The following is an 11,561-nucleotide window of genomic DNA, read 5'->3' as shown; positions in this document are numbered from 1 at the left end:
GATTTATTAAGCACTCTTATGCCCAGACTCTTCTTTTTGCAAGAGAAAATCAAGATAGTCTTGTAATTCTAACAACCTCGCTCCAGAGAGCTTGCGTAACTTAGTTAAAATTATTTCTTCTTCCTGCAATTGAGCAACAGGAATAATTTGAGATGCTGATACTTCTATAGTTATATGGGGCAGATCAAATCCTTCCAGGCTATACCCATCTTCTTCCCCTTCAGGCATAGGATAATGTTCTACAATTGTGGCAACATTACCTCGCTTCAGGTTGTATTCTGGTAAGTCCTGCACTAAGGCAACTTGGGAGAATAGAGGGTACTGTATCTTCATGAATTTGCTCCTGTATCTGGTACTAAGGTAACAAATTTGCTTGTATCTTTTGTCATCATCCAAATAGTTATTATGTTGATTTCAACCCCATTAATTCCTCGCAGACATGCACGAATTAAATACTTCTGACCATAGCGATTTGTTTCAATCTCTTCAGCAGGTTGCGTTAAAACTTGAGTGCGGATATCCCTTTCCAGTTGTTGCCAATTTTCTAATGTGTACCCAGCCTTAGCCAAAAATTTAGATTTATCGTCTTTTGGTAACGGTACAAGCAGATACTTAGTTAGCTTTTCTTCTGCAATTATTGCATCTTGTGGTAAAAAAGTCATTGGCTCATAGTATAAATTTGAAATATGGATAGTTGTCTAAATTTTACCCTGAAACTTTAACTGTCTACTTAGTTAAGCGCACCTCTCAAATCCCAGCATTAAGTACTTGCTCTGCGGTTAGCTCTAATTGTGGGAAAGTGTTAGAAACTATCACTGCATTTCCTACAAATATAGTTTCTTCATAAAGCCCATCAACTAATACAAGTATGGTAATCTTATTAGCCTGTGGGTCAACAATCCAATATTCAGCAATTCCTCTAGCCGCATACTCAGAACGTTTGTAGCGATAGTCTCGGTCTTCATTCACCTTACCAGGAGAAACAACTTCAACAACCAGTGCAGGCGGTGGCATATCTAGAGTAATTGTGGATCTGGTTTTACCTTGTAAAATTGTTGCTAGTTCTTCTGTTAGGACAATTAAATCAGGCACACGAGTAGTTGCACGAAAACCACTGATCACAATTTCAGCTTTATTACTCACGCGATTGACTGGCACAAACTTGAGGAAATTTACTAGCAAAAACAGAGCTATCTGAACATTTTTTGGGCTTTCAGGTGGCATTTTCACTAGTTTTCCAGCCACTAGTTCATATTGGTGATCAGTGCGATCTTCATATTTTAAATATTCCTCAAGCGTTAGTTTTTTGCTCGTGGTTGAGGTCATATCGCATAACAGTAATTGGTATATAGGTATTTTAACGAATGTACCTATTTTGGTTTAATAGACTTCATCATGAGAGCCAATATCGATGAGCAAAATTTCTTCTTGATCAGATTCGGGATTCTGCACAAAGTTAAAGACAATACGGCAATCGTAATCCACTGAACAAGCCCAAGCTCCTGACAATTTGCCTTTGAGCTTATGGGTTTGTAACAGTGGATCAAATGGGTCAGATGCTAGAAGCGTTAAACGCTCTTCTATTCGCTCTTGCAACTCTGGTTGTCGTCGCACCAACCGCTTAAATGCTCGTTTAAACGATGATGCTAAAACCAGAGTCATCATTTGTTTAACTCATCCATGATTTGATTAACATTGCCGCGAAACACTTTACCAGACTGGTATTCTGCTTGTGCTTGCACGATATTCGCAGCAATAGCAGAACGTCGTTGTTCTGCTAATCGATGACGGATCAGATCAATGAGTATTTCTTGTTCATCTATTGATAATTCTTCGATGCTGTCTAGAACTTGATCTAATCTAGAAGATTGAGTCATTATTCTTTCTGCCTTGATTACAGTAGATGTTTAAAACTGCCGCAAAAATCTTAAATCACTGGCATACAAACGGCGAATATCATCAATTTGATGTAACACCATTGCAAAGCGTTCTACACCAAAACCAGCAGCAAATCCAGTATAAATTTCTGGGTCATAGCCTACAGATTTCAGCACATTCGGGTCAACCATACCGCAACCCATTACTTCTAGCCAGCGACCATTCCACTGCAAATCAACTTCAGCCGAAGGTTCGGTAAAGGGGAAGTAACTGGCACGAAAGCGGATTGGCAAGTCACCAAACATCGCTTGTAAAAACATCTTGACTGTGCCTTTGAGGTCTGTAAAAGTCAGTCCCTCATCAATGGCTAACAGTTCTATCTGATGGAAAACTGCTGAGTGGGTTGCGTCTACATTATCACGCCGATAAACTCGCCCTGGTGCGACCACGCGAATTGGTGGTTCTTCTTTTTCCATATAGCGGATTTGCACTGAGGAAGTGTGAGTCCGCAGTAAATTACCATCTGGCAGGTAAAAAGTATCCTGCATATCACGGGCGGGATGGTCGGGTGGTGTATTCAGGGCTTCAAAATTGTAATAGTCGGTTTCCATTTCTGACCCTTGGGCTACGGTGTAACCCATCCCGACAAAAATATCCAATGCCCGGTCAATAATGCCGTTGAGGGGATGAATGCGACCTTGGGGGCGGAAAATTCCCGGCATGGTCACATCTAGTGTTTCTGCTTCTAGCTGCGCCTGAATTTTTGCAGTTTCTAAAGCGGCACGTTGCTTGTCTAGACTAGTTTGCAGGGACTCTTTGACTGTATTGGCGATCGCTCCAATTTTAGGACGTTCCTCTGCACTCATCTGCCCCATACTGCGTAATAATGCCCCTAATTGCCCTTTTTTCCCCAGATAATTGACTCTGAGTTCTTCCAGGCGTTCTAGGGTATCAGCAGCAGCGATCGCATTTTCTCCTTCCTGCTGTAATGCTAAAAGTTGAGTCTCTAAATTGCTAGTCATTAGTTAATAGTCATTAGTCATTGGTCGTTGGTCATTAGTCATTGGTCAATAGTAAGAACTCTTTACTCATGACTAATGACAAAAGACAAATAACCTTATTTTATAAGCGATCGCGCCAGGGAGGATTTTTTCTTTGGTATTTGTGATGTCAAGCATTGACAATTTAGCTTTAACTGTTGACTATGGTCTCTTGACCCTGCAAATTTTAGATTTTGGATGATTCTTTCCGTTCACACCCCAGACTCTTTTGGGCAGAACAAATCTAAAATCCCCGGACTGTATCCCCAAAATGGGTGCAGTCAATCTAAAATCTAAAATCCAGAATCGAAAATTAAATGACCCATGAAATTACTTATTAGTAATGATGATGGTATTTTTGCCTTGGGTGTGCGTACCCTAGCCAACTGCTTGGCAGAAGCTGGCCATGATGTAACTGTAGTTTGTCCAGATCGGGAGCGATCGGCCACCGGACATGGATTAACTCTACACCAGCCAATTCGCGCGGAAATTGTCGAATCAGTTTTTCATCCCAGTATCAAAGCTTGGGCTTGTGATGGCACGCCTTCAGATTGTGTCAAATTAGCAATATGGGCTTTATTAGATTCTCCTCCAGATTTGGTGCTGTCTGGTATTAACCAAGGTGCCAATCTCGGAACCGAAATTCTTTATTCTGGAACTGTTTCAGCCGCAATGGAAGGAGTGATCGAAGGCATTCCCAGCATTGCTTTTAGCCTGACTAGTCATCTCTACAAAGACTTTCAACCAGCCGCTAAGTTTGCCAAAACTTTAGTGGAGCAACTAGCCGCTAAACCCTTACTAGATTTAATGTTACTTAATGTTAATGTGCCTGCGGTGAAGTGGGAAGAAATTGCCGGAGTCACTTTTACCAGACAAGGAGTCAGGCGCTATGTTGATGTGTTTGACAAGCGCATTGATCCCCGTGGTAAAACCTACTACTGGTTAACTGGTGAAGTTCTCGAAGATGTCGAACCCCCAATGGGGTTAAATTTACCGCAAAATATACCTATTGACGTGCATGTGATTCGTCAAAACTATATCAGTATTACGCCGTTGCAATATAATCTCACCTATCCAACCGGACTCGATAAATTATCCCACTGGGAAATTCCTTTAGATAAGTAAAATTATATACTTTTCATCTAAAGGCAACTACATAATCAAATTCATTTACCAATTTGGCAAAGTCATGATGAGCATTTTAACCTGCTGCCCACAGCCTTCATTTTCCTACCCTTGGCCTTTTTATGATCAGTTAAAGGCATCACAGTAAAATTTAGGTTATAAAGTAGGAGCGTTTTGATATTACTGATACATATAATGTGGGAAATATTCAGGTAACTCTTTTGCAGGATTTCTTCGACGTTCACACAATCTACCCCAAACAAGGTATGCTGTTGTACCAAGAAAAACATTCTCTACCAAATGTGGTAAAACAGCATAGACTTAACCAAACAAGTAACATTTTTGTTCTTGATCGCCCGCTCAGTCCAGCAAGCAACACCCATGTCTAGGATAGAGAACCAATTTACCGTACAATTTTGGGGTGTTCGTGGCAGCATCCCCAGTCCAGGGCCACATACTGTCCGCTATGGTGGTAATACCCCCTGCATTGAGATGCAAGTGGGCGACAAACGCTTAATTTTCGATGGTGGTACAGGGCTGCATGTTTTAGGACAATCTTTACTGCGCCAAATGCCCTTAGAAGCTCATCTGTTATTTACTCATTCCCACTGGGATCACATGCAGGGGTTTCCCTTTTTTGTCCCAGGGTTTGTCAGAGGCAATAATTTTCACATTTATGGTGCGATCGCTCCTGATGGTTCGACCATTGAGCAACGCCTCAATGACCAGATGCTTCACCCAAATTTCCCAGTGCCATTACAGATTATGCAAGCCAATTTGCATTTTCACGATGTCAAACCAGGGCAACCCATTCATATTCATGACATTACCATAGAAACGGCATCATTAAATCATCCCGGTGAAGCAGTTGGCTATCGAGTTAACTGGCGCGGTGGTGCTGCTGTATATATCACCGATACCGAGCATTTTCCGGACAGATTGGATGAAAATGTGCTAAGGCTATCTCGCAATGCCGATATCCTCATCTACGATTGTACTTACACCGATGAGGAATATTATTCGCCAAAATCGCCGAAAATTGGCTGGGGACATTCCACTTGGCAAGAAGCAGTGAAAATAGCCAAAGCCGCCAACGTCAAAACCTTGGTCATCTTCCACCATGATCCAGCTCACAATGATGATTTTTTGGATGCTGTCGGGGAAGAAGCGGCTAAACAATTTCCAGGCGCAATCATGGCACGGGAAAGAATGGTGCTGCAAGTGTCTACATCTGTCCCGTTATCAGAATCTTTTCCTGTTAGATAAGTTGTCTGGGTAAAAGTTGCCTGTCAAGCGATCGTAGATTTTAGATTAGATTGGTGATCAAGAGCTATAAGCGCGAGAATCTACCTCATCAGGATACTGTGAAAACCAAAGACAAAGTTGTGTGTTTATTCAAGTTAAAACTACTCATAGTCTAAAAACGAAAAATCAACGGTTGGGATGTTAAGCGTTCATCAACCTTACACCTCTATACCCATACACAGCTTGTCTTCTACTCATTGGTGTTCCATCAGGTTGCTTGCGATTTATGGTGAAATAAACCTCAAATTCCAGAATCTACGTGCTAAATTTGTCTCAAAATGGATGTTCTGTATGGGTTGCTGCTTCAGCCACAGAGGTTCTCAGGCCAACTAATGTTGCGCTGGGCAAATTTGATGGCGTACATCTTGGCCATCAAAGGGTAATTCAGCCGATTCTACAGCCAGCAGCGAACAAAGATGGGGAAACCAACCAACCCCCAACACCAGAACTCATATACTCAACAGTTGTGACTTTTCGTCCCCATCCACAGGAATTTTTTACGGGAACACCCCGTACTTGGTTAACACCACTGGATGAAAAAGTTCAACAATTGCGATCGCTAGGAGTGGAACAACTAGTACTATTACCCTTCGACAAGGAATTATCAGCTTTGTCGCCGCAAGAGTTTGTTGATAAAATTCTCGTCCAACAATTACAGTGTCAAAGAATTAGTGTTGGGCAAGATTTTTGTTTTGGCAAACAGCGTCGAGGTACTGCTAAAGATTTGCAATTACTTGCGTCTCAACACAATATTCCTGTTACTATTGTTCCATTACAAACCCATACAGATAACTTGTCAGACAGTGGATTTGTCAGCCTACCTCCAATTAGCACTTCTCTAATTCGCCAATGTCTGGAAAGTGGCGATATCAAAAACGCTAATTTATGTCTTGGAAGACCTTACACCCTCTTCGGTACAGTGGTTCAAGGTCAACAACTCGGTAGAACCATTGGTTTTCCTACGGCTAACCTTCAAATACCCAGCGATAAATTTTTACCACGTCACGGCGTTTATGCGGTCAAGGTATATATTTTAAATGAAACCACCCCTACGACTGTTCCGCAATTGATTTTAGGAGTGATGAATATTGGTAATCGCCCCACGGTAAATGGTATAAATTCATCCGTAGAAGTACACTTATTTGATTGGTCTGGGGATTTATACGGCAAACAATTGACTGTAGAACTCATCGAATTTTTACGCCCAGAACAAAAATTTGCGTCTCTAGAAGCCTTGAAAACACAAATTCACCGAGACTGTAAAATTGCTCAAAAAATTTTGTCTGGAGAATGCTAACTTCCGATGATGAAGTGGGAATACTGAAAAACAGGGAGTGGGGAATGAGGCATAGGTTATTCTCCATTCCAGTTCCTAATCGCCAATTCCTCAATCATTCTGTGGTGCATGAGAGAACAAATTGAAGCTTTAACTCAAAATCTCGCTCTTACCATTGTCGGTAAAACCGAGGCAATTCGCTTGGTATTAGTCGCCTTATTAAGTGGTGGTCATGCACTATTAGAAGATGTTCCTGGAGTGGGTAAAACGCTGCTGGCTAAATCTTTGGCGCGTTCTTTAGATGGCAAATTTCAACGCTTACAATGCACTCCCGATTTACTTCCCACAGATATTACTGGTACGAATATTTGGAATCCCAAAACTGGTGAATTTACCTTTCTGCCTGGGCCTGTGTTTGCTAATGTACTTCTAGCTGATGAAATTAACCGCGCTACACCTCGTACTCAGTCAGCTTTATTAGAAGTAATGGAAGAAAATCAAGTCACAATTGATGGTGTTTCTCGGTCAGTTCCCCAGCCGTTTTTTGTGATTGCTACCCAAAACCCCATTGAATATCAAGGTACTTTCCCATTACCAGAAGCTCAAATGGATAGATTTATGCTGTCTTTGAGTTTGGGTTATCCTTCGGCGCAAGAAGAATTACAAATGTTGCAAAATCTCCAACAAAGGGCAAATGTGACGGAGTTACAACCTTGTATTAGCTTGGCAGAGTTACAACAATTGCGTCAAATCTGTTCTCAAGTCAAAGTAGAAGCTTCTTTACAAGAATATATTTTGGAATTGGTAAGGGCAACGCGACATGATGAAGAAATTACTTTGGGTGTGAGTCCGCGCGGAACAGTAGCTCTACAAAAAGCAACTCAAGCATTAGCATTTATTTCTGGGCGTGATTATGCCATCCCCGATGATGTAAAATTTTTAGTGCCTTACGTTCTTTGTCATCGCCTCATTCCCAGGGGAGGACGTAATGCCAAAACTATTGTAGACAGATTATTGCGATCGCTGCCTATTCCTTAGCTAAAGTTACAATATACTTCGATTTCCTTACGCTGCTTGGATTTGCCCGTGTTAGGATCACCAACAAATGAGGTGGATAGCAATGAAAGCGATCGAAGTAACTGGCAAAATTGACTCTGAAGGCAACTTAATCTTAGATCAGCCGATTCGGGAAATCAATTATCCTCATCAAGTGCGGGTGATTGTGTTAGTTCCAGAACACACAGCAGCAGAAGTTGATCCTGATGATACACCTGTTGAGGAAATTAAAGCCAGCTTAAGGAGAGCCTTACAGCAAGCTAAAACGGGTCAACGCCTACCACTATCCGAAATGTGGGAGGGAATTGATGCCGAATGAACAGCCATTAGTCTTCATTGATTTAACTCCTGAATATAAACAAAATTTGCGTGACCTCTCAAAGAGATTTCGCAATATTCGCTCTGATGTACAACCAATTATTGAGGAACTACAGCAAGGAAATATTGTCGGAGCACCTACAAGTATTTTGTAACTCACGCGCCAACAAAAAACCCCGCCTGATGGCGGGGTAAAAGCTATCTCAAGATTTTCAACTTCTTAGAATGTGAAAGTTGTTCTGAGAGTACCGATGAATGCGTCATCATTGTTGTCGTTCTGGCCAGGAGAAGACAACCAGATTACACCAGGAGTGATGGAAATGTTGTCAGAGACGCGATATTTGTAGAAGCCTTCAACTTGGAATGGCAGATCGTTGTTACCCTGTGAAACTGAGAATCGGCCAATAGAATAAGGTTGAACGCCACCGAAAATACCCAGAACGTTACCTTTCTTACCAAAATCAGGCAGTGCGATACCACCACCGTAGCTCCAAACTTCTCTATCATCACCTGCACCAAAGCCTGTGACATCACTGTAAGAAATGAAGCCACTGATAGATAATTTGTCACTAGGTCTGAATGCTGCTGACAAACCGTAGGAATTGCTTGAGGATGCGTTCGGAAGATTATTGGCGAAACTAGTACCTACTACACCTGTAGCAATGTTATTTTGCTCACCATTATCAAATAAAGAACTACCTGCACCATTGTAACTGTGGACATACGTAGCAGCGACTGCAAGGCGATCGCCAATACCAAAGTTCAATTGTCCTAAAGCTGCATAGTTACCATTGAACAAACCTTCACCAGAAGTAGGACTATCAGCTTCGGATGCTAAGTAACCTACGGTGATAGAACTTGGCTTGATAATGCTGCCACCTTGGCCAAAAGGTATGTTGAAGGCGATACCTGCGCCACCACCGATACGGTAAATTGGGTTTTCGGAGGAGAAAGTGGATAATGCGCCATTACCACCGTCGGTTTTGTCAAAGAAGTAGGGGTTGTTAACAGCAGCGTAGTGGCTGTGTTTACCACCAGCAGCAGCTAGGTAAACTTGAACTGGGCCAACAGGCGCTTCGTAAGTCAATCTATCTACTACAATGCTGTTACCACCAGTGCCACCTACGTTGTAAGTTTGCAATGGCTCTGCGCTGTTAATATCTGTACCAGCGTTGTTTTGCAGAGTAAAGGGAGTTGCGTTACTAGCTGTCAAACGAGTTGTCAATACGTCTCTACCAGTGAAACTGGTCTGTAAGCCTAGACGTACTCTGTCTTGGAAGACAGTATTATTTCTTTCACCACTGTTTCCACCAAATACATCGCTAACAGCGAAGATTGCTTCACCAACGAGTTTAGTGGTGGTAGAGAATTGATTAGCTTCTAATTCAGCAGTGCGTGCTTCTAAAGCATCTACACGACCACGTAAGGTTGCTAATTCAGCAGAAAATTCTTCTTGTAACCGTTGTAAAGTTGCTAAATCTTGCTTGGTTACTAAATCTGCTGTAGCTGTAGCGATTAATTCGTTAACGCGGTCTAAACAAGCGTTCAAACCAGCCGCAAATTCATAACGGGTAAGAGCGCGATTACCACGATAAGTACCGTTAGGATAACCAGCAATACAACCGTAACGTTCTACCAAAGACTGTAATGCTTGGAATGCCCAGTCAGTGGGTTGTACGTCAGAGAATTGAGATACTGAAGTTACTTGAGACAACGAATTGTTGGTTTTGCCTTCGTTGCTGTAACGGTTAACTTGGTCTAAAACTTTGCTGTCGTTGTTAGTAGGTGCTGCTTGAGCCAAAATTTCTGGTTGGGCAACTTCTACTGCAACTGGTTGTTCAGTTGTTGAAACTTCTGTGCTGGCATTAGGAGCTGCAATCGCTGTTGCTGAAACGAGTAGGGTTGCTCCTAAAACTGCGGGGCTAACCACGAGTGATTTCCACAAGAGATTAGACATTTTTACTTTTCTCCTCACACCTTGTATAGAGAATTGTTTCGTTGCACTCCTTCTCAAAAATACGATATTTTTGGAAATTTCGTTAATGAGGTTTGGTGCCACTATTACAATTTTAGTTTTTGAAAAGCTAACATCTGATTAACTTAGTGTTAAAAATTGATGTAATTAACTTATACAAAAACATACCTTTATAGCTTATTATTATAGAGCATTTGTCGCAGATGACAAGCTTGGTGCGATCGCCTGTTAAACTGTCACAATCCAACCTGTGTCTTTTCTAGGCAAGAGTAAGGTTTAGGGTATTTCAATTTTCCCAGCACCCCTCATTCCTCAATTTCCCTTCCCCAGATGTCGCCGGACAAAGGGTTTTAACTGATTTGAGAAATTACAGATGCTAAGTCAAAGTCCTTTTGGGTTAATCCACCTGCATCATGTGTGGTAAGCGTTACTTTGACTTTGTTATAGGAAATTTCTATATCTGGATGATGCCCAGCTAGTTCTGCTGGTTCGACTAATTTGTTCACAAACTCAATTGCTGTCACAAAATCTTTAAATATCAGTTTGATCTGCAACTGATTACCTTCAACACTCCAACCTGACAAACTGTTGGCACATTCTCGAATTTCTGCTTCAGTTAGTAGTTGTGACATACCAAAAAATCCCAGTTGATATTTTTGTCAGGACACTTTGAAATAATTGATTTGACCAGCCAGTCTGTTATGACTTACGCAGTTAGACGAAAAATACAGGGTTTTGGGAAGGGTTCGAGGGTTTAGGGGTATAGGGTTGTACTTCTTCCAAACCCTTACACCCTATACCCTGTCACCCCTGCACTCATTCTTTACAGACAATATTTATGCGTAAGTCCATTCTGTATTCCGATAAGCTGCAACAAAAAGTACCTATAAAAAACTATCCGCTCTGATTTTAGGTCTGTTGACCTAATGTCAGAGCGGTCTAGCGGGTCTTCAGGTTGCAACCAGACTGCCGGGAGGAACTCCCAGGCTTACCTAGTTAATTGAGATAACTTAGTTTCTCAATGTAACTATGGCTAACTTTAGAGAACAGCCCCGGCGCACAGCCGGCTAACTGCAACCTGATGACCCATGCGTTTACTACTTTCTATCATGGGCATCACCTCCTTATTGCCTAAGCGGACTTAGTTTCAAAAAGGCAGAGTAATTACTCTGGGCTTTTACCTTGAATCAATATAACACATTAATTTTAGAAAGATAGCGGTGTTTTGAAGAAGAAAGAATTTATGCCAGGACTAACGCAGTGAGATGAAAAATCAAGGGTGTAGGGGTATAGGGGTGTATGTATCCAAAAACCTTACACCCAATACCCTTTCACCCTTACACCCAATCTCCACAAACCACCTTCTTTGCTAAACATAAAAAAATCCCCTGCCCAAGAGCAGAGGATAAATGAAAAGTCAGATAGTGATGAATTTCTTCAAATCTTACAGAGCATTACCGCGAGGTAACACTTCTTCAGGGAATATAAATTGTTCGTGGGGCTGGTCTTGAGGAGCCATCCAAGCGCGGATACCCTCGTTCAGCAAAATGTTTTTGGTATAGAAAGTTTCAAATTCTGGGTCTTCGGC

The 11,561-nt window shown here is 41.8% G+C and carries 14 protein-coding genes and 1 pseudogene; 6 read left to right on the top strand and 9 right to left on the bottom strand.

Annotation, left to right across the window (positions count from 1 at the left end; genetic code table 11):
• Positions 1 to 6: 6 nt before the first annotated feature.
• The 6 genes from H6G79_RS28695 to pheS form a co-directional block, all read right to left on the bottom strand.
• Positions 7 to 333, bottom strand: coding sequence for a DUF4926 domain-containing protein (locus tag H6G79_RS28695; RefSeq protein ID WP_190594105.1), 327 nt, complete (start codon positions 331 to 333; stop codon positions 7 to 9).
• Positions 330 to 662 (bottom strand): DUF6883 domain-containing protein, encoded by a 333-nt coding sequence (locus tag H6G79_RS28690; RefSeq protein WP_190594103.1) that lies wholly within the window; start codon positions 660 to 662, stop codon positions 330 to 332. Before H6G79_RS28690 ends, H6G79_RS28695 begins: the two co-directional genes overlap by 4 nt.
• An 85-nt stretch (positions 663 to 747) precedes the next feature.
• Positions 748 to 1,326 (bottom strand): Uma2 family endonuclease, encoded by a 579-nt coding sequence (locus H6G79_RS28685; RefSeq protein WP_190594101.1) that lies wholly within the window; start codon positions 1,324 to 1,326, stop codon positions 748 to 750.
• A 54-nt stretch (positions 1,327 to 1,380) separates the two neighbouring features.
• Positions 1,381 to 1,665 (bottom strand): type II toxin-antitoxin system mRNA interferase toxin, RelE/StbE family, encoded by a 285-nt coding sequence (locus H6G79_RS28680; protein WP_190594099.1) that lies wholly within the window; start codon positions 1,663 to 1,665, stop codon positions 1,381 to 1,383.
• The gene (locus tag H6G79_RS28675; protein ID WP_190594097.1) at positions 1,662 to 1,877 is read right to left on the bottom strand and encodes a hypothetical protein; all 216 of its coding nucleotides are present in this window, start codon (positions 1,875 to 1,877) and stop codon (positions 1,662 to 1,664) included. The genes H6G79_RS28680 and H6G79_RS28675 overlap by 4 nt, the downstream gene beginning before the upstream one ends.
• A 30-nt stretch (positions 1,878 to 1,907) precedes the next feature.
• Positions 1,908 to 2,900, bottom strand: coding sequence for a phenylalanine--tRNA ligase subunit alpha (gene pheS / locus H6G79_RS28670; protein ID WP_190594095.1), 993 nt, complete (start codon positions 2,898 to 2,900; stop codon positions 1,908 to 1,910).
• A gap of 342 nt (positions 2,901 to 3,242) precedes the next feature.
• On the opposite strand from pheS, the gene surE reads away from it, so the two are divergent.
• From surE to H6G79_RS28640, 6 genes are all read left to right on the top strand, one after another.
• Positions 3,243 to 4,043, top strand: a complete 801-nt coding sequence (gene surE, locus H6G79_RS28665) for a 5'/3'-nucleotidase SurE (RefSeq protein ID WP_190594093.1) — start codon at positions 3,243 to 3,245, stop codon at positions 4,041 to 4,043.
• Between the two features lie 381 nt (positions 4,044 to 4,424).
• Positions 4,425 to 5,309, top strand: a complete 885-nt coding sequence (locus H6G79_RS28660; protein WP_190594090.1) for an MBL fold metallo-hydrolase — start codon at positions 4,425 to 4,427, stop codon at positions 5,307 to 5,309.
• Between the two features lie 298 nt (positions 5,310 to 5,607).
• Positions 5,608 to 6,645 carry a bifunctional riboflavin kinase/FAD synthetase gene (locus H6G79_RS28655; protein WP_190594088.1) on the top strand — a complete coding sequence of 346 codons (1,038 nt, stop codon included), beginning with the start codon at positions 5,608 to 5,610 and terminating at the stop codon, positions 6,643 to 6,645.
• 108 nt (positions 6,646 to 6,753) lie between these two features.
• Positions 6,754 to 7,662: a MoxR family ATPase gene (locus H6G79_RS28650; protein ID WP_190594085.1), complete on the top strand. Its 909-nt coding sequence runs from the start codon at positions 6,754 to 6,756 to the stop codon at positions 7,660 to 7,662.
• An 82-nt stretch (positions 7,663 to 7,744) separates the two neighbouring features.
• Entirely contained in the window at positions 7,745 to 7,999 is a 255-nt protein-coding gene (locus H6G79_RS28645; protein ID WP_190594083.1) for a hypothetical protein, read from the top strand.
• Positions 7,989 to 8,153 (top strand): hypothetical protein, encoded by a 165-nt coding sequence (locus tag H6G79_RS28640; protein ID WP_242048602.1) that lies wholly within the window; start codon positions 7,989 to 7,991, stop codon positions 8,151 to 8,153. The genes H6G79_RS28645 and H6G79_RS28640 overlap by 11 nt, the downstream gene beginning before the upstream one ends.
• Positions 8,154 to 8,218: 65 nt before the next feature.
• Here H6G79_RS28640 and H6G79_RS28635 read toward each other — a convergent pair whose 3' ends face one another.
• From H6G79_RS28635 to H6G79_RS28625, 3 genes and pseudogenes are all read right to left on the bottom strand, one after another.
• Positions 8,219 to 9,955, bottom strand: coding sequence for an iron uptake porin (locus H6G79_RS28635; protein WP_190594082.1), 1,737 nt, complete (start codon positions 9,953 to 9,955; stop codon positions 8,219 to 8,221).
• Positions 9,956 to 10,323: 368 nt separating this feature from the next.
• Complete coding sequence (locus H6G79_RS28630; protein WP_190594080.1) at positions 10,324 to 10,605, bottom strand: 4a-hydroxytetrahydrobiopterin dehydratase; 282 nt, start codon at positions 10,603 to 10,605, stop codon at positions 10,324 to 10,326.
• An 812-nt stretch (positions 10,606 to 11,417) separates the two neighbouring features.
• Positions 11,418 to 11,561: pseudogene (locus H6G79_RS28625) on the bottom strand (photosystem II D2 protein (photosystem q(a) protein)); the annotation flags it as partial.

The organism is Anabaena sp. FACHB-83 (genome assembly GCF_014697485.1).
In the GTDB taxonomy this organism is placed as follows: Bacteria; Cyanobacteriota; Cyanobacteriia; order Cyanobacteriales; family Nostocaceae; genus Nostoc_B.
The sequence above is the reverse complement of the archived record's forward strand: the minus strand, read 5'-3'. Positions and strand labels throughout refer to the sequence as shown.